This window comes from Aeromicrobium sp. SORGH_AS_0981, assembly GCF_031453195.1.
In the GTDB taxonomy this organism is placed as follows: domain Bacteria; phylum Actinomycetota; class Actinomycetes; order Propionibacteriales; family Nocardioidaceae; genus Aeromicrobium.
In genome coordinates this window covers 2,402,675-2,420,364 of the sequence record NZ_JAVIZD010000001.1, presented here as the reverse complement: position 1 = coordinate 2,420,364, position 17,690 = coordinate 2,402,675, and the positions used below count along the sequence as shown (strand labels likewise).

Here is a 17,690-nt window from a genome sequence, read left to right as displayed (position 1 = left end):
TGGCCCAGGACAGCGTCCCCACTGTACAGGCTCGGCCGCCGTGCGACGAGGAAGGCGACCCTGTGCAGCGGGCGTGCGTGCCGCGGGGTCAGCCGACGCTGGTGCCGGCCGCGTGGCCGATGAGGTAGGTGACGCCGGCCGCCGCACCGCCGAGCACGAGCTGACGCAGACCGCCGTACCACCAGGGCCTGCTGGTGACGCGCGTGACGACGGCACCGCACGCGAACAGCGCCAGCAGCGACAGCACGATCGTCGGCGCCGACGTCGTGGCGCCCAGCACGAGCGGCAGCAGGGGCACGAGGGCACCCGCGGTGAAGGCGAGGAACGACGACGCCGCAGCGACGACCGGCGACGGCAGGTCGTCGGGGTCGATGCCCATCTCCTCCGCGGCGTGCACGGCGACGGCGTGGTCGAGGTCGCGGTGCACCTGCTGCGCGACCTCGCGGGCGGTCGCCTCGTCGATGCCCTTGGCGACGAACGCGGCGGCGAGCTCGGCCTGCTCGGCCGGGCCGTTGCGCACGATCTCGTCGCGCTCGATGGCCACCTGGGCCTGCGCGAGCTCCCGCTGGCTGGCGACGGAGGTGTACTCCCCCGCCGCCATCGAGAAGGCGCCCGCGGCGAGTCCCGCGAGGCCGGCGACGATCACGGGCGTGCGGTCGGTGCTGCCTCCGGTGACGCCCATGATGAGGGCGAAGTTCGACACCAGACCGTCCATGGCGCCGAAGACGGCCGGTCTCAGCCAGCCGCCGGTGACGTCGGGGTGCTCGTGGGTGACGGCGCCCGGGTCGGGCAGCGGCTCAGGGGTGCTCACGGCACGAACCTAGGCCGCGATCGCCGTCCTGTCACCGCAGCGCAGGCTTGGCTGCCCGACGTCCGGACGAGTCAGGAGGCGGTGGCGTCCTCGTCGGCGGGTGTGCCGTCCTGCGCGGCGCGGTCGCGACGCCGGCTCCACAGGAAGTACGCGAGGGCCGCCAGGAAGACGATGGCCGCGGTGAACACGTTCAGCCGGACGCCGAGGACGTGGTTCGCGGTGTCGATGCGCAGCTGCTCGATCCAGAACCGGCCCGCGGTGTAGAGCATGACGTACAGCGCGAACGCCCGGCCGCCCGTGAACCGCAGCCGACGGTCGAGGACGACGAGCAGGGCCGCCGCGGCGAGGTTCCACAGCAGCTCGTAGAGGAACGTGGGGTGGAACGTCGCGAACTGCTCGTACCCGACCGGACGGTGCTGCGGCGCGATCTCGAGCGCCCACGGCAGGTCGGTGGGGCGCCCGAACAGCTCGGAGTTGAAGTAGTTGCCGATGCGTCCCACGGCCTGCGCGACGAGCAGACCGGGCGCGAGCGCGTCGGCCACGGCCAGGAAGGAGACGTCGTGACGACGGCAGGCGATGTAGGCGCCCACGGCACCGCCGGCGATGGCACCCCAGATGCCGAGCCCGCCGTTCCAGATGTACAGCGCCTCGATCGCACGCCGGCCCTCGCCGAAGTACAGCTCGGGGTCGGTGGCGACGTGGTAGATCCGCGCACCGACGATGCCGAACGGGATCGCCCAGATCGCGACGTCGCTGATGAGTCCCTCGCGTCCGCCGCGGGCCACGAAGCGTCGCTCGCCGATCCAGATCGCGAGCAGAGCGCCGACGATGATGCCGATCGCGTAGGCGCGCAGCGGGAAGGGTCCGAGGTGCCAGACACCCGTGGAGGGGCTGGGGATGTAGGTGACCAGGCCGGCGCTCGACAGGATCATCGGACGACTCCCTCGCGCAGCTCACGGGCCAGCTCACGGACCGACTCGACGCCGCTGGCGGCGTCGGGCGCGTCGAGCAGCCGGCGCACGAAGGCGGACCCGACGATGACGGCGTCGGCGTACTGGGCGATCTCGTGCGCCTGGCCGCCGTTGCTGACACCCAGACCGACGCCGACGGGCTTGTCGGTCACCTCGCGCAGCCGAGCGACGAGCTCGGGCGCCAGCGAGCTGGTCTCCTGCCGGGCGCCCGTGACGCCCATGACGGCAGTGGCGTAGATGAACCCGCTCGCGGCGTCGGCGGTCATCGACAGCCGGCGGTCGGTCGAGGAGGGCGCGACCAGGTAGGTGCGGTCGAGCCCGTGCTCGCGCGACGCCTTCTCCCACTCCTCGGCCTCGTCGGGGATGAGGTCGGGCGTGATGAGGCCCGCTCCCCCGGCCTCGGCGAGGTCGGCGGCGAAGCGGTCGACGCCGTAGCGCTCGACCGGGTTCCAGTACGTCATCACGACGGCGGGCGCGCCGGCCTCGGTCACGCGACGCACGACGTCGAACGCCTGGCTCGTGCGGAACCCGTTGGCCAGCGCCGTCTCGGCCGCCTCCTGGATGGTGGGGCCGTCCATGACCGGGTCGCTGTACGGGAGGCCAATCTCGACGAGGTCGCAGCCACCCTCGACCATGGCGGTCAGGGCGGCGACGGAGGTCTCGACGTCGGGGAAGCCGGCGGGCAGGTAGCCGACGAGCGCGGCGCGCCCCTCGGCGCGCGTGCGCTCGAAGAGCGCGTCGATGCTGCTCACTCCTCGACGCCTTCCTCGAGCACGACGGGACCGTCGATCAGGCCGAAGTACTCGGCCGCGGTGTGCACGTCCTTGTCGCCGCGGCCGGACAGGTTGACGAGGATCGTCGCGTCGGGGCCGAGCTCCTTCGCGAGCTCCACGGCGCCGGCGAGCGCGTGGGCCGACTCGATCGCCGGGATGATGCCCTCGGTCTTGCAGAGCAGGTCGAACGCGGACATCGCCTGGGCGTCGGTGGCCGGCACGTAGCGGGCGCGGCCGATGGAGGCGAGGTAGGAGTGCTCGGGCCCGACACCGGGGTAGTCGAGCCCGGCGGAGATGGAGTGCGACTCCATCGTCTGGCCGTCCTCGTCCTGCAGCAGGTAGGAGCGCGCCCCGTGCAGCACACCGACGTCGCCGGCCGTGATCGGCGACGCGTGGCGGCCCGTCTCGTAGCCGTCGCCGCCGGCCTCGACCCCGAGCAGCTGCACGTCGGCGTCGTCGATGAACGCCGTGAACAGGCCGATGGCGTTCGAGCCGCCGCCCACGCACGCGACGGCCGCGTCGGGCAGGCTGCCGGTCAGCTCGAGGACCTGGCGGCGGGCCTCGTCGCCGATGCCGCGCGTCAGGTCGCGCACCATCGTCGGGAACGGGTGCGGCCCGGCCGCGGTGCCGAACAGGTAGGAGGTGTGGTCGACGCTGGCCACCCAGTCGCGCAGCGCCTCGTTGATGGCGTCCTTGAGCGTGCGGCTGCCGGTCGTGACGGGCACGACCTCCGCGCCCAGCATCTTCATCCGGGCGACGTTGAGCGCCTGGCGCTCGGTGTCGACCTCGCCCATGTAGACGGTGCAGTCGAGGTCGAGGTAGGCACACGCGGTGGCCGAGGCGACGCCGTGCTGGCCGGCGCCGGTCTCGGCGATGGCCCGGGGCTTGCCGATGCGCTTGGCGAGCAGCGCCTGGCCGAGCACGTTGCGGATCTTGTGCGCGCCGGTGTGGTTGAGGTCCTCGCGCTTGAGCAGCACCCGTGCGCCGACCGCCTCGGAGAACCGGGTGGCGTCGTAGAGCGGGCTGGGCACGTTGGCGTACTCGCGGAACATGCGGTCGAGCTCGCCGAGGAAGGACGGGTCGGCCTGCGCGTCGGCCCAGGCCTCCGCGAGCTCGTCGAGCGGGGCGACGAGCGCCTCCGGCATGAAGCGGCCACCGAAGCGGCCGAAGTGGCCGGTGGCGTCCGGCTGGGCGTAGACGGTCATGGGTGTCTCCCTGGGGTGACGGGGTACGGAGGTGTCGGTGGGGCGGGGTCGACCGTCACCATCGCCACAGGGCTGTCAGCACCACGTCAGGGCCTCTGCTGCAGGGCGGGGTGTGCGCCGGCGGCGACGAGGTCGGCCACGCTGGCGCGCGGGTCGTCGCCGCGGACCAGCGTCTCGCCGACGAGGACGACGTGGGCCCCGGCGCGTGCGTACTCCAGCACGTCGTGCGGACCGCGCACGCCGGACTCGGCCACCCGGACGACACCGTCGGGGATGCGCGGCGCGAGCCGCTCGAAGGTGTCGCGCTTGACCTCGAGCGTCTTCAGGTCGCGGGCGTTGACGCCGATCAGCTCGGCTCCGGCGTCGAGCGCGCGGTCGACCTCGTCCTCGTCGTGGACCTCCACGAGCGGCGTCAGGCCGATCGACCGGGCCCGCTCGATGAGGCTGACGAGCGCCTCCTGGTCGAGCGCCGCGACGATGAGCAGCGCCATGTCGGCGCCGGCCGCACGGGCCTCCCAAAGCTCGTAGGAGGTGGTGATGAAGTCCTTGCGCAGCACCGGCACGTCGACCTGGGCGCGGACGGCACGCAGGTCGTCGAGGCTGCCGTCGAAGCGACGGCGCTCGGTGAGCACGCTGATGGTGGCGGCACCACCGGCGGCGTAGTCGGCCGCGAGACCTGCGGGGTCCTTGATGGCCGCGAGGGCACCCTTGCTGGGGCTCGCTCGCTTGACCTCGGCGATGACGCTCACGCCGTCGGCGCGGAAGGTCGGCATCGGGTCGAGGGCCGGCGGCTGGAGCCGCGCCTGCTCCTTGAGCTGCTCGAGGGAGCAGGTGGCCTGTCGGGCGGCGCGGTCCTCCGCGACGCCCGCGAGGATGTCGTCGAGCACCGTCATGGCCACCTCCTCGTCAGGGTTCGAGCTGCTCCCCCGAGGGTACCCGCGCAGCAGGCGGACGGCGGCCCTGGGTCCTGGGGTGCGCACGCACGACCGCCCCGGTCCGATCGTGCGGGATCGGACCGGGGCGGCGGGCGTCCGGCTCAGGCCTTCTTCTTGAAGTACGCGTTCGCGTCGGGGCGGTAGAGGAACACCACGATGGCGATGCCGATCGCGAGGCTGACGAGCGAGAGCACGAGCAGGACGGGCGGCTGGCCGCCCAGCTGCGCCAGCGACCCGAGCACGCCGATCACGATGAGGACCGTGTAGACGATGCGCGCCCAGTTGGCGCCCTTGCCGATGAAGTAGGCGAACAGCGCCGCGAGGCCGACGCCGATGATCAGGCCGAAGACGACGGCGCCGATGGCGCCGATACGGGCCGCGTCACGGTCGATCGTCGCGCCGGAGCCGGCGTTGTCGATCGCCTGGTCGATGAGGTCGTCGAGCATCGCGAAGGCGAGCACCGCGGAGAGCAGGCTCAGCGCGACGTTGGCCCAGATCAGCTTGACGGCGGTGGCGACGGACGCCGGGCGAGGGCCCTTGCCCTCGGGTCGGTACTCCGGCTCGGGACTGGCGGGGAACGGCTCCATGGATCTCTTCCTCCGGTCGGGCCGGGTGCTGCCCCGGCTCTGCCACCATCCAAGCGTGGTGCGGACGCCGGGTCCAGCCGAGCCCTGCCAGGCGTGTCGGGGCTGGTCAGGTGCGGATCGGGAACGTGCCGACGGCGAGGTCGTGGACCGTCTGCCGCGCGTCGTTGCCCAGGGGCCACAGCAGGTCGACCAGCAGGCCGACGAACGTCCACTGCAGGAACATCGCGATCATCCACCGGAAGAATCCCTCGAGAGGTCCGGTGACGGTGCCGTCACGACGCACGATGCGCACGCCGACGAGCTGCTTGCCGAGGCTCTCGCCGCGGTAGCCCACCCGCAGGCCCCGGTTCCACGCGTCGAAGGCGAGGAACGCGACGACGGCGAGCCCGGTGATCACGAAGCCGCCCGGCTCGACGTCGGTGACGGTGTCGGTGGCCTCGTCGTACCGCGAGTCCGAGAACGCGACCACGAAGCCCGCGACGAAGGGGACGCACGTGAGGACGAACGGGACGAGGAAGTCGACGAACGCCGCGGCTACGCGGATCCACCACCCGGCCGGCTCGGCCGCGACCCTCACGGGCGGGGCGGACGGCAGCGTCGGGGACGCGCCGGACGCGGTGGGTGCCACCGGGTGCGGCGCACCGGCGACGTCGCCCCCGGGCGTCTGGCCCGGGTAGGTCGGGTACTGCGGGGCGGGGGCAGCGGGCGGCGGCGTCGGAGCGTCCGACTCGGGCCGCTCGCCCCAGGCAGGCCCGTCGCTGCTCACGGTGGGGTCAGTCCGTGACGCCGCGGTGCTCGTCGACGCCGTGCGCCGTCGCACCGTGGCCGGGGGCGCGCTCGGCGCCGAAGCCCATGCGCGACATGACCAGGCCGAGCGGTCCGGCGATCACGGCGAGCGCCGCGCCGATCGTGAAGGGCACCCAGTGCGGCTCGGGGATCAGAGCGATCCCGCCGATGGTGAAGCCGGCGAGGCAGACCAGGACGGCGGTCCAGGACGCGGGCGACGATCCGTGCGACATGCAGCTCTCTCTCCTGCGAGGGGGACGACTCCGACAGCCTACCGGTGCGCGGCGGCGCCGCTGGCGCGACCTCCAGCGGAGCGCGTCGAGCCGGTGGGCGCGAGCGCGTACGAGCGCGAGCGTCCGGAGTGGCGGGCGATGAGGGCGTGCACGGCGCGCGCGTCGCGGTCGCGACCGATGCCCAGGACGCCGAGGATCGTGGCGGCCAGGATGACGATGTCCAGGCGCGCCTGGTAGCCGTTGAGGCAGGCACGGCAGTAGGCGGCCTCGAGGTCGAGGCGCTCCGCGTCGCCGAGCGCCTCACGCCCGACCAGCTGGGCCGGTCCGGTCAGCCCGGCGCGGGTCAGGAAGCGGTCGGAGACCTGCGGGAACTCCTCGCGCAGGCAGTCGATGACGTTCTGCGGCAGCGGGCGGTTGCCGACGACGCTCATGTCGCCGCGCACGACGTGCCACAGCTGCGGCAGCTCGGTGAGCGCGAAGCGCTCCACGAACCGCCCGATGCGCGTGTACAGCGGCGAGTCCGCCGGGATGTTGAGGAAGCGGGTGGTGTCGTCGACCGGGACGGTGTCACGGTTGACGAGCTTGTCGGCGTTGCGGACCATCGTGCGGAACTTGGTCAGCAGCACGACCTCGTCGCTGCTGACCCGCCGGCGGGAGCGGTAGAACACCGGGCGTCCCTCCGCGAGCAGGATGCCGGCCGCGACGGTGAGGACCACCGGCACCCACACGATCGCCCCGGCGACGGTGAGGAACAGGTCGAGTGCGCGCTTCTTCCACATCAGGGGGCCACCTTCGGTTCGACGAGCTCAGCGGACGGATCGACGCGTCCGGGGCGCAGGCCCTGGACGACGAGGGAGAGGGAACGGACGGCCAGCCAGAGGCGGGCGTCGAGACCGACGACGCGACGACGGCCGAGCGGCTGCGACGCCCGCAGCGCGCGCTCGACGTGTGCCGCGACGCGGTCGAACCGCGCGTGCAGCCGGTGCCACGGGCGGGTGCCCTCCCCCGCGGCCAGGAGCCGGCCGGGGTAGAGCACGTCGAGGCGTGCGTGCGGGTGGGCGGCCACGAGCTCGAGGAGCAGCTGCTCGACGAGGCTCTTCGCGCCGCCGTAGTAGCGCCGGTCGGGCGTGGGCGCCAGGGCGACCACCGAGGACACGAGGACGATGCGGACCGGGCGGCCGTCCGCGGCAGCGAGGACGCGGCGCAGGAGTCCGAGGTCGCGGCGCAGGCCCGCGACGTCGCGGTCGTGGTCGGGGGCGCCCGGGTGGACGGGGCCCAGCGCGCACACGGCGACGTCGACGGCCGACGCACCGGCCAGCCGAGTCCCGAGGTCGTCGTCCTCGACGTCGAGGACGTCGGCACCCGCGAGCGCCGCGGTGTCGTCGGCGTGGCGCGAGACGGCGAGCACAGGTCCTTCGCGCAGGGCCAGCAGGCTGCGACCGACGCGCGTGCGCGGGCCGACCACGACCAACGGCACGGTGCCGGCGGGGATGGGGTCGACGACGTCCGGGCCGGCGTCCGCTCGCAGGGCGGCACTGCTCGACGTGGCGGTCATCGCGCACCTCGCTGCAGCACGGCCTCGAACCGGTCGGCGCAGCCGGCCAGCGAGAACTCCTGCTCGGCGAGCTCACGCGCCTGCGCGCGCACGGTGTCGCGCCGCTCGTCGTCGGCGAGCAGGGCGTCGACCCAGGCCGCCGCCGCGGGCAGCGAGGCCGCCTCGGGACGGCCGACGTGGCCACCGGCGCGCTCGACCAGGTCGGAGGCGGCGTTCTCCTCGGGCATCAGGCCGACGACGGGGCGTCCTGCGCACAGGTAGGAGAGCGTCTTGGACGGCACCGAGAACGCCCCCGCCTGCTGGTCGAGCAGCACGACGAGGACGTCGCCGCTGCCGAGCACCTCGGGAAGACGCTCGTAGGGCTGGAAGGGCAGCAGGGTGAGCGGGACGTCGAGCCGGTCGGCCTCGGCGCGGATCACGTCGGCCGCGGGGCCCTCGTTCACGACGACGAGCCGCACGGGACGACCGAGCTCGCGCACGGCGGCCGTCAGCCGCACCAGCAGGGCCGGGTCGTGCTTGAGGCCGAGGGTCCCGGAGTACAGGAGGGTCTGGACGTCGTCGAGCTCGTGCTCCACGGCCCAGTCGTTCTTGCGCTGGACGGGCACGATCTCGTCGAGCGGGGCCCAGTTGGCGATGACGGTCGTCTTGTCCGCCGTGCCCCACCGCTCGTGCACCGGGACGAAGGAGTCGGCGATGACGACCACCTGGCTGGCACGCCGCGACGTCCAGCGCTCGGCCAGGTCGAACGCGAGCGCGACGGCACGGAAGGAGCGCGACAGCTTGGCGCCCGCGAAGGACCGGACGGCCACGGAGTAGACGTCCTGGTGCCACAGCACCCAGGGCTGGCGGAACAGCGCCATGGCGGCGGCGAAGACGACGAGCGTCGGGATCTGCACGTTCGACATGAGCGCGACGTCGGGACGGACGCGGCGCACGTGGCGCACGAGCTCGACACCGAGGCGCACCTCCAGCAGCAGTCGCTGCACGAAGCGGCCCTTGTCGAAGACGATGCCGTCGCCGACGGTCTCGAAGCGGATCGTCTCGCCGGGCTGCGCCTCGAGACGGCCCTTGCCGGAGACGTAGGCGTTGCAGGTGGAGTGCGTCACGTCGTGCCCGCGCCGGGCGAGCTCGCGGCTGAGCTGGGCCTGGAACGGGTGCCCGCTGTAGTCGTGCACGAGGACGCGCATTCGACCTCCACTCGTGGTCACCGCTTCTCGGTGTCGCACGGGTCAACGAGGCGCGGCACCCGGGGTTACGTCCGCGGCGGCTCGTGGAGGGACTTTCGTCACACGGTCGGGTCGCGTCCCTCGTCGAGCGCCTTCCACGGGTCCTCGACGACCGGGCGGCGCGACGGCGCGTCGTAGCGTCCGCTCATGCCGGGCCAGGCACGTCCGTGTCGGACCACGACGGCGCCGAGCAGCGCCGCGACCGCGAAGCCGCCGGCCGCGACGAACGGCCACGGCGACGTCGCGACGCGGCCGAGGCCCTCGCCGGTGAACGCGGGCGACTGCTCCGCCGCGGCCACGAGGGCGTCGCGCGAGCCGTCGCCCGTGCCGCCGAGCACGCCGAGGACCGCCCCGCCGACCCCCAGGAGCACGACCAGCACGCCCACGACCCACCGCCCCCGGCCGCGCGTCGCGAGCACGGCGAGCGCGGCGGTGACGACGACGACGGCCAGCGCGGCGGCCAGCGGCGCGACGTCGCGACCCGTGACCACCACGTCGGCGGGCGGGAGGCCCTGCGGCGCGAGCCGGGTGCTGGCCCACGGGCGCCCGAGGGCGACCCAGGCGACGCCGCCCGCGACCAGCAGGCCGAGCACCGACGGGGCGTACAGCCGACGGCCGCGGGTCGGCGCGGCAGCGGGTGAGGTCACAGCAGCCGGTCCGCGTCGAAGCAGGTGGTGGCACCGGTGTGGCAGGCGGGACCTTCCTGGTCGACGACCACGAGCAGCGTGTCGCCGTCGCAGTCGAGCCGGACCTCGCGCACGTGCTGCACGTGGCCGGAGGTCTCTCCCCCTTCACCCAGTACTCCTGGCGGCTGCGGCTCCAGTAGGTCCCGCGCCCCGTGGTGAGCGTGCGGTGCAGCGCCTCGTCGTCCATCCAGCCGACCATCAGGACGGCGTGCGTGCCGGCGTCCTGGACGACGGCCGGCACGAGGCCGGCGGGATCGCGCTTCAGCCGTGCGGCGACGGCAGGGTCGAGGGAGCTCACGGGTCCATCCTCCCAGAGGGTCAGTCGGCGACCGGCGCGATGCCCAACGACGCCTGCGCCACCCAGCTGGCGTGCAGGCGGGCGTACACGCCGCCGGCCTCGACGAGCGCGGCGTGCGACCCGTCCTCCACCAGCCGGCCGGCGTCGAACACGAGCACCCGGTCGGCGTTCTCGGCGGTGGTCAGACGGTGCGCGATGGTGACGCTCGTGCGCCCGTCGAGCAGCGTCTCCAGGGCGCGCGTGGCGCGCAGCTCCGTCTGCGGGTCGACGGCGCTGGTGGCCTCGTCGAGCACGAGGAAGTCGGGGTCGGCGAGCGCCGAGCGCACGAGCGCCACCAGCTGCCGCTCCCCCGCCGACAACGACTCGCCACGCTGGCCGACCGGCGTGTCCAGGCCTCGCGGCAGGGTCGCGAACCAGTCCGTGAGCCCCAGGTCGGCCACCGTCGCCAGGAGGTCCTCGTCGGACGCGTCCCGCCGGCCGTACCGCAGGTTCTCCCGCAGCGTGGCGTCGAACAGGAAGCCCTCCTGCGGCACCATCAGCACGTGCCGGCGGAGGTCGTCGAAGGCGACCTGCGTGATGTCGGTGTCGCCCAGCCGCACGGTGCCGCGGGTCGGGTCCATGAGGCGCGTCAGCAGCTTCGCGAACGTCGTCTTGCCCGACCCCGTCTCCCCCACGACGGCGATCCGCTGCCGCGGCTCGATCACGACGTCGACGTCGGAGAGCACCTCCGGGCCGCCGGGGTAGGCGAACCCGACGCCCTCGAAGCGCGCACCGAGCACCTCGTCGGGCAGCGCGAGGCCGTCGGGGCCGGGGTCGACGACGTCGGCGGGCGTGTCGAGCAGCTCGATGACGCGCCGCCACGACGCGATCGCGTTCTGCGCCTCCGTGAGCACCTGGGTGGCCATCTGCGCCGGGCCGACGAGCAGCCCGACGAGGAAGGCGAAGGCGATGACGGTGCCCATCGACAGCCCGCCGGCCACGCCGATCACGACACCGGCCGCGATGGCGCCGGCGTTCGCCAGGCCTCCGGCGAGCCCCGCCGACGCGAACGTGACGGCGACCAGCCTCTGGGCGCGGACGTTGGCGTCGAGGTTGCGCTGGATGCCGTCGTCGACGCGCTGCTGCGTGCGCTCCTCGATGGCGTGCGCCTTGACGACCGACGCGCCCACGACCGGCTCGGCGACGACGGCGAGCATCTCGCCGACCGTCCGGCGGACGGTGTCGTAGGCGCGGCTGAGCCGCCCGGCGAAGAACTTCAGGCTCACGACGAGCGGCAGGAAGCAGACCCACACGACCAGCGTGAGCTGCCACGAGTAGAACGCCATGATGATCGTCGCGACCAGCATCTGGCCGATGCTGATGACGATGGTGATGCCGGTGAACTGCAGGAACAGCGACACCTGGTCGACGTCGGACGTGACCCGCGAGACGAGGGCGCCGCGCCGCTCGGCGTTCTGCGTGAGCATCGACAGGTCGTGGACGTGCCGGAACGCGGTGACCCGCAGCTCGGCCAGGCCGCGCTCGCTCGCGACGAACAGCCGCACCCGCATCCAGTAGGCGACGACGGCCGTCAGCAGCACGAGGACGAGCGCGCCGAGGAGGTAGGGCCCGATCGCGGACAGCGACGTCGTGCCGCCGTCGCCGAGACCGGAGTCGATCGTGCGCTGGATGACCACGGGCACCACGGAGCCGCCGACGGTGCTGAGCACGGCCAGCAGGAGGGTCAGCCACAGGCCGTCGCGGATGGCCGGCGAGAGCGCGAGCCCGCGGCGCACGATCTGGCCGCCGGTGGCGCGCACCGGCGTGACGCCGGGGAGCGCGGTGTCGCTGCTCATGCGCTCGCCTCCCTCGCCTGGTCGTAGGCGTCGACGAGGTCGCGGTAGACGCTCGACCTCTCCAGCAGCTCCTCGTGGGTCCCCCGCTCGACCACGCGGCCGCCGTCGAGCAGCACGACCTCGTCGGCGAGGGAGATGGTGGCCTTGCGGTAGGCGACGACGAGCACGGTCGGGCCGCTGCCGTCGGACGTGCGCTCCGCGAGCGCCCGCAGGATCCGCTGCTCGACCTCCGGGTCGACCGCGCTCGTCGCGTCGTCCATGACGAGCAGGCGGGGCCTGCGCACCAGGGCGCGGGCGAGCGCGAGGCGCTGGCGCTGACCGCCGGACAGGGTCGTGCCACGCTCGCCGAGCTGGGTGTCGAGCCCGGCGGCGAGACGTGCCACGAACCCGTCGGCCTGCACCGTGCGCAACGCCTCCCACACGTCCTCGTCGGGGACGTCGAGGCCGAGGGTCACGTTCTCGCGGACGGAGTCGTCGAACAGGAACGTGCCCTGCGGGACGACCGCGACGGTGCCCGCGAGAGCCCCGTGGTCGAGCGTGCGCAGGTCGAGACCGTCGACCTCGACGGTGCCGCGTCGCGGGTCGACCAGCCGGGACAGGAGGGTCGTGAGCGTGCTCTTGCCGCTGCCCGTCGCGCCGACGAGCGCGGTGACGCTGCCTCGGGGCACGTGGAGGTCGACGCCCTGGAGCACGTCGTGCTCGGCGTCGTCGAAGCGGTGGGCCACGCCGCGCAGGCGCAGGTCGACCGCGCCGGAGCCCGGGACCGTGCCGTCGCCGTAGGCCATCGAGCCGGTCGCCTGCAGCACGTTGTCGACGCGGTCCCAGCCGACCACGCTGCGTGGCAGCTCGCCGAGGACCCAGCCGATCGCGCGCACCGGGAAGGCGACGACCGTGAACAGGTAGGCCACCTGCACGACGTCGCCCGGCTCGGCGGCGCCGCTGGCGACCCGGCCGACGCCGAGCACCAGGACGAGGAGGATGCCGAGGTTCGGCAGCGCCTCCAGCAGCGGGTCGAAGATGCTGCGGATGCGCCCGACCGCGATGTTCGCGTCGCGCAGCTCGTGGGTGGCCCGCGTGAACCGCTCGGTCTCCTCGGCCTCACGGCCGAGCGACTTGACGACCAGCGCGCCGTCGAAGGACTCGTGCGCGACCGCGCTGAGGTCGCCGCGCAGCGCCTGCGCGCGGGCCACGCGCGGCGACAGCCAGCGCTGGTAGAAGACGTTGATGCCGAACAGCGCCGGGAAGACGACGAGGCCGACGATGGTCAGCACCCAGTCGGCCTCGACCATCGCGACGAGCGCGGCCGCGAGCATCGCGACGACGCCGACGGCCATCGGCAGCGGCATGAACACCGCCCACGCGGCCTCGACGTCGGCGTTGGCGTTGGAGAGCAGCTGTCCGGTGGGGTGGCGGTGGTGCCACGACATCGGCAGCGCGAGGTACTGGCGGGTGACCTTGCGGCGGTAGGTGGCGACGAGCCGGTAGTAGACGATGCCGCCGATCAGCCGACGGGCGATGACGCCGAGGGCGCGCAGGGTCGCGACGGCCAGGAACAGGCCGATGGCCGTCCAGAGCGCCCCCTGGACCACCTCGCCCCGTGCGAAGGAGGGCCGGATGACGTGGTCGGTGGCCCAGCCGAGCACCCAGGCGTCGGCGACGGTCATCGCGCCGAACAGGACGCTGCCGACCGCCGAGACGGTGAACAGCGCCTTCTGCTCGACGATGCCGCGCCCGAGGAGGCCGAAGCCCCGGCGCATCATCCGGTCCTGCTGGGCCGACCCGAGGTCGCTACCTGACACGGTGTCCAGCTGCTCGCAAGGTGTCCTTCACCTGTCCGATCGTGAGCTCGCCGAAGTGGAACACGCTCGCGGCGAGCAGGGCGTCGGCACCGGCCTCGACCGCGGGAGCGAAGTGCTCGAGCCGTCCGGCGCCACCACTGGCGATCAGTGGCACCTGGGTAACGCTGCGGACCGCCCGAATCATTTCCAGGTCGTAGCCCGCCTTCGTCCCGTCGGCGTCCATGGAGTTCAGCAGCACCTCGCCGACGCCCAGCTCCTCCGCACGACGCACCCACTCCACGGCGTCGAGTCCGGCGCTGCGCCGACCGCCGTGCGTGGTCACCTCGTAGCCGCTCGGCTGAGCACCGTCGCCGCTCGTGGGACTGCGTCGGGCGTCGACGCTCAGCACGAGCACCTGGTTGCCGAAGCGGTGCGCGATCTCGGCGATCACCTCCGGTCGCGCGATGGCGGCCGTGTTGATCCCGACCTTGTCGGCGCCGGCGCGCAGCAGCCGGTCGACGTCGTCGACGGTGCGCACCCCTCCCCCGACGGTCAGCGGGATGAACACCTGTTCGGCCGTGCTGCCGACGATGTCGAAGGTCGTGGCACGGTCGCCGCTGGAGGCCGTGATGTCGAGGAAGGTCAGCTCGTCCGCGCCCTCGGCGTCGTAGACGCGGGCCATCTCGACGGGGTCGCCGGCGTCGACCAGGTCGACGAAGTTGACGCCCTTCACGACGCGCCCGGCGTCGACGTCGAGGCAGGGGATGACACGGACGGCGAGGCTCACCCGCCGAGCCTACCGATGGCTATGCTTCCCCGGTGCCTGCGACCTACCAGTGCTTCCTCTGCCGCGGCACGATCGACGTGACGTCCGACGACGCGATGGTCGTGAACGTCCACCGCCGCATCTCCGAGGACGAGTGGGGCGACGACTGGTTCGTCGACGCCGCCAAGGACACGTTCCGGTTCTGCTCCCAGGCGCACCTGGCGGAGTACATGGAGCGGTTCCCGCTGCCGCCGCCGAACGCCGGGGTCGTCGACGACGACGAGATGTCGTTCGGAGACTGGGTCGGCTGCTTCGTCCTCGCGCTGCTCCTGCTCGCCCTGCTGGTGGGCGCCGTGTCCGGGCTGGTCGGACTCGTGTCGCGCCTGACCTGATCTCAGTCCTCGCGACGTCGACGACGCTTGCGGGCGATCTTCTCCTCGAGCTCCTCGACGTGCTTCTCGGGGTTGAGCCGGTGCGAGAGGTACCCGACGCCGACGGCCAGCACGGGGAACACCGGCCAGAAGAACAACAGGTCCCCTGCGGTCACCGACGTCGCGCCCCAGATGCCGACGAGCAGGACCGACAGCGCGACCCACCCGGTGCGCATGTCGCGCAGGTCCCGCTCGAAGGTGGCCAGGGCCTCCTCGCGCACGGAGGCCCCCTCGGGGGCGCGGCGTGCCCGTCGGGCCGGCGACCGGGTCGAGGCGAGGTCGTCGAGCAGCGGCAGCGCCTGCCCGAGGCGGACGACCTCCAGGGCCGCGTCGACGCGCCGCTCGTACTCCGCGGTGTCGACCTTCCCGGCGGCGTACGCGTCGCGCAGCACACCGAGGACGACGTCGCGGTCGGCGTCGGAGGCGCGCAGCGCGGTGTGCGCGGGATCGCGCGGGTCCGCCTCGAAGCGGTCCCACACCGATCCCGCGGGCATGGTCACGCCTCCGGTCGGGCCTGGCCGCGGGTCAGGGCGAGCGCGTCCTCGAGCGTGAACTGTCCGGTGTACAGCGCAGTGCCGGCGATGGCGCCCTCGACGCCGATGTCGACGAGCCCCATGAGCGCCTCGATGTCGGCGAGCGTGGTGACGCCGCCCGACGCGACGACGGGCCGGTCGGTGCGGGAGCAGACGTCGCGCAGCAGGTCGAGGTTCGGTCCCTGCAGCATGCCGTCCTTGTTGACGTCGGTGACGACGTAGCGCGCGCAGCCCTCGGCGTCGAGGCGGGCGAGCGTCTCGTACAGGTCGCCGCCGTCGCGGGTCCAGCCGCGTGCGGCGAGCGTCGTGCCGCGGACGTCGAGCCCGATGGCGACCCGGTCGCCCCACTCGGCGATGACCTTGGCGCACCACTCGGGGTTCTCCAGGGCGGCGGTGCCGATGTTGACCCGGCGGCACCCGGCCTCCATGGCGGCCGCGAGCGACTCGTCGTCGCGCATGCCGCCGGACATCTCGACGTCGATGTCGAGGGTGCCGACGATCCGCGCGAGCAGGTCGCGGTTGTGCCCGTGGCCGAACGCGGCGTCGAGGTCGACGAGGTGGATCCACTCCGCGCCCGCGGACTGCCAGCGCAGGGCGGCCTCGACGGGGTCGCCGAACCGCTTCTCGGAGCCGTCGACCCCCTGCACCAGCTGGACGGCCTGGCCGCCCTTGACGTCGACGGCGGGCAGCAGCTCCAGGTAGTCACTCACGCGGGCGATGCTATCGACGCCCGTTCGCAGGTAACCGCGCCCCGTCTCATCGGGGTCGGTACTGGATGTGGTCGGGGTGGGTGTGGTGGATCTCGACGAACTGGATGGTGCGGGGTCGTCGGGTCCAGGCGCGGGTGAACGCGGTCTCGGCCTCGATGGTGCGGGTGGGTAGGTGCCAGTGGGCGTTGCCGTCCTCGTCGTGGGTGACGGTGAGGGCTCCTCGGGTCTTGAGGCCGTGGTGGGGTGTGGGCACCGGTGGTGCAGGTTGCTTGCGGTGGTGGGTCCGGGTTGTTGGCCTGGTGGTGGGTCGGGGTCGTAGGGGATCTGGTGGTCGATGTCGCAGCCGGTGGCGGGTCGGGTGCAGCCGGGCACGTCGCAGGTCCCGTCGATGAGGTTCAACGCCCTGCGTAGGGGCTGGGTGGGGAAGCGGCCCAGCTCGGTCACGTCGAGGATCCCGCCGTTCTCGTCGGTCAACAACCGCGAGAACAGGGTCCCGTCCTGAGCAGCGAGCTCGGCGAGCAGGGCGGGGTCGAGGACGTGCTGCCCGTCGGCAGAGACGCCCGGCTCGCTGGAGAGGCCGAGCAGGGTGGCCAGGGAGACGGTGATGCCGACGTGGAAGCGGCCACGCCCTGACGTGCCGACCGGTGTGCGGCCGGCGTCGGTGTCGGTGATGGGCTGGTCGCGGCGCAGGAGGGTGTCGACGAGCGCGTCCGCACGAGCGTGGGCCAGGGTCCGCTCATCGTCTGGTGTCTGGCTGCGGGACGCCTTCGCGGCCAGGGTCAGGTCCCGGTCGATGAGGAGGGCATCAGCTGTGGGGATGAGGGCCTGCAGCAGACTCATCCCGTCATCCAGGGCCGTGATGGTGACGGTGCGGTCCTGTTGGGCGGCCTGGCGGCGCTCGATCGCGTGGTCGGGCTCGACCCGGACGAGGAACCGGCGCAGCCACCCCTTCAGCTGACCCAACGTGTGGCTGGTGGCGTAGGCGAGCACGGTCTCGTCCAACCGGGTCACGTTCTCCGGCGCATGCAGCTTCCAGGCGGTCGAGGCGATCTCGCGGGCCTTGGCCCGATCGACCTCACCCCGCAGGTGGCCAGCCCACACGGTGGGCAGGTCCATCACGAGGGTGCGGGTGGCCGAGACCAGGTTCGCCACGAACCCCTGCGCCACGTTCAGCTCGACCGCGACCTCCAGGATGGCGACCTGCCGGGCGTCCTCGACCTGACGAGCCGACAGGCCTTGGGTGAGGGCGTCGGTGCGGCGGGTCTCCACGAACCGCAGCACCGCCCGCGCCTGCTCCGCCTCACCCGCCCACACCCGCGCCGACGCGGTCGCCGCGTCAGCCAGGAGGGTGTCGGTGGGGCTCATGTCTCCAACCTAGGCACCCCCTCCGACACCCCCCTCCAGCCCGGAAAACTCCTGTGGACAGTGGGGTTCCTGCTGGTTCGCGCTGGGCCGTTGCCGGGTGGTCTCGATACGTCAGGACGAGCTCGCTGGCGCTCGCCGTCCTGACTACTCGACCAGCGGTGGGCGTCGCTGGTCGAGTAGTCGGGCCTGGCGAGGTACGAGCCTGG

18 protein-coding genes and 2 pseudogenes are annotated in these 17,690 nt (G+C 73.1%); 1 reads left to right on the top strand and 19 read right to left on the bottom strand.

Features of this window, described 5'->3' with window-relative positions; genetic code table 11:
* Positions 1-88 precede the first annotated feature (88 nt).
* The 16 genes and pseudogenes from QE370_RS12235 to hisF all read right to left on the bottom strand — a co-directional run bounded on the left by QE370_RS12235 (position 89) and on the right by hisF (position 14,466).
* Positions 89-811 carry a VIT1/CCC1 transporter family protein gene (locus QE370_RS12235; RefSeq protein ID WP_309634518.1) on the bottom strand — a complete coding sequence of 241 codons (723 nt, stop codon included), beginning with the start codon at positions 809-811 and terminating at the stop codon, positions 89-91.
* 71 nt (positions 812-882) lie between these two features.
* Positions 883-1,743, bottom strand: coding sequence for a prolipoprotein diacylglyceryl transferase (lgt, locus tag QE370_RS12230; protein ID WP_309634517.1), 861 nt, complete (start codon positions 1,741-1,743; stop codon positions 883-885).
* Positions 1,740-2,534, bottom strand: coding sequence for a tryptophan synthase subunit alpha (gene trpA / locus QE370_RS12225; protein WP_309634516.1), 795 nt, complete (start codon positions 2,532-2,534; stop codon positions 1,740-1,742). Before trpA ends, lgt begins: the two co-directional genes overlap by 4 nt.
* The gene (trpB, locus tag QE370_RS12220) at positions 2,531-3,760 is read right to left on the bottom strand and encodes a tryptophan synthase subunit beta (RefSeq protein WP_253023670.1); all 1,230 of its coding nucleotides are present in this window, start codon (positions 3,758-3,760) and stop codon (positions 2,531-2,533) included. The genes trpA and trpB overlap by 4 nt, the downstream gene beginning before the upstream one ends.
* A gap of 86 nt (positions 3,761-3,846) precedes the next feature.
* Positions 3,847-4,653, bottom strand: coding sequence for an indole-3-glycerol phosphate synthase TrpC (trpC, locus tag QE370_RS12215; RefSeq protein WP_253023669.1), 807 nt, complete (start codon positions 4,651-4,653; stop codon positions 3,847-3,849).
* A gap of 143 nt (positions 4,654-4,796) precedes the next feature.
* Positions 4,797-5,282: a hypothetical protein gene (locus QE370_RS12210; protein ID WP_253023668.1), complete on the bottom strand. Its 486-nt coding sequence runs from the start codon at positions 5,280-5,282 to the stop codon at positions 4,797-4,799.
* A gap of 106 nt (positions 5,283-5,388) precedes the next feature.
* A complete protein-coding gene (locus QE370_RS12205; protein WP_253023667.1) occupies positions 5,389-6,048 on the bottom strand; it encodes an RDD family protein in 660 nt (219 codons plus the stop codon).
* Positions 6,049-6,055: 7 nt separating this feature from the next.
* A complete protein-coding gene (locus QE370_RS12200; protein WP_067858174.1) occupies positions 6,056-6,301 on the bottom strand; it encodes an HGxxPAAW family protein in 246 nt (81 codons plus the stop codon).
* A 38-nt stretch (positions 6,302-6,339) separates the two neighbouring features.
* Entirely contained in the window at positions 6,340-7,080 is a 741-nt protein-coding gene (locus QE370_RS12195; protein WP_253023666.1) for a sugar transferase, read from the bottom strand.
* A complete protein-coding gene (locus tag QE370_RS12190) occupies positions 7,080-7,856 on the bottom strand; it encodes a hypothetical protein (protein WP_309634515.1) in 777 nt (258 codons plus the stop codon). Before QE370_RS12190 ends, QE370_RS12195 begins: the two co-directional genes overlap by 1 nt.
* Positions 7,853-9,043: a glycosyltransferase family 4 protein gene (locus QE370_RS12185; protein ID WP_309634514.1), complete on the bottom strand. Its 1,191-nt coding sequence runs from the start codon at positions 9,041-9,043 to the stop codon at positions 7,853-7,855. Before QE370_RS12185 ends, QE370_RS12190 begins: the two co-directional genes overlap by 4 nt.
* 98 nt (positions 9,044-9,141) lie before the next feature.
* Positions 9,142-9,729, bottom strand: coding sequence for a Trp biosynthesis-associated membrane protein (locus QE370_RS12180; protein ID WP_309634513.1), 588 nt, complete (start codon positions 9,727-9,729; stop codon positions 9,142-9,144).
* Positions 9,726-10,066 (bottom strand): annotated as a pseudogene (gene hisI, locus QE370_RS12175) (phosphoribosyl-AMP cyclohydrolase). The gene QE370_RS12180 and the pseudogene hisI overlap by 4 nt, the downstream one beginning before the upstream one ends.
* A 20-nt stretch (positions 10,067-10,086) precedes the next feature.
* On the bottom strand, positions 10,087-11,901 hold the full coding sequence (locus QE370_RS12170) for an ABC transporter ATP-binding protein (RefSeq protein WP_253024496.1): 1,815 nt from the start codon (positions 11,899-11,901) through the stop codon (positions 10,087-10,089).
* Positions 11,898-13,700: an ABC transporter ATP-binding protein gene (locus QE370_RS12165; protein ID WP_309634512.1), complete on the bottom strand. Its 1,803-nt coding sequence runs from the start codon at positions 13,698-13,700 to the stop codon at positions 11,898-11,900. Before QE370_RS12165 ends, QE370_RS12170 begins: the two co-directional genes overlap by 4 nt.
* On the bottom strand, positions 13,690-14,466 hold the full coding sequence (hisF, locus tag QE370_RS12160) for an imidazole glycerol phosphate synthase subunit HisF (RefSeq protein WP_253024494.1): 777 nt from the start codon (positions 14,464-14,466) through the stop codon (positions 13,690-13,692). The genes QE370_RS12165 and hisF overlap by 11 nt, the downstream gene beginning before the upstream one ends.
* A gap of 32 nt (positions 14,467-14,498) precedes the next feature.
* On the opposite strand from hisF, the gene QE370_RS12155 reads away from it, so the two are divergent.
* Positions 14,499-14,837 carry a hypothetical protein gene (locus tag QE370_RS12155; RefSeq protein WP_309634511.1) on the top strand — a complete coding sequence of 113 codons (339 nt, stop codon included), beginning with the start codon at positions 14,499-14,501 and terminating at the stop codon, positions 14,835-14,837.
* 2 nt (positions 14,838-14,839) lie between these two features.
* On the opposite strand, the gene QE370_RS12150 is transcribed toward QE370_RS12155, so the two are convergent.
* From QE370_RS12150 to QE370_RS12140, 3 genes and pseudogenes are all read right to left on the bottom strand, one after another.
* The gene (locus tag QE370_RS12150; protein ID WP_309634510.1) at positions 14,840-15,370 is read right to left on the bottom strand and encodes a DUF1707 domain-containing protein; all 531 of its coding nucleotides are present in this window, start codon (positions 15,368-15,370) and stop codon (positions 14,840-14,842) included.
* Between the two features lie 2 nt (positions 15,371-15,372).
* Positions 15,373-16,119, bottom strand: a complete 747-nt coding sequence (gene priA, locus QE370_RS12145) for a bifunctional 1-(5-phosphoribosyl)-5-((5-phosphoribosylamino)methylideneamino)imidazole-4-carboxamide isomerase/phosphoribosylanthranilate isomerase PriA (protein ID WP_253024488.1) — start codon at positions 16,117-16,119, stop codon at positions 15,373-15,375.
* A gap of 405 nt (positions 16,120-16,524) precedes the next feature.
* A pseudogene (locus tag QE370_RS12140) lies at positions 16,525-17,484 on the bottom strand (DUF222 domain-containing protein); the annotation flags it as partial.
* Positions 17,485-17,690 lie beyond the last annotated feature (206 nt).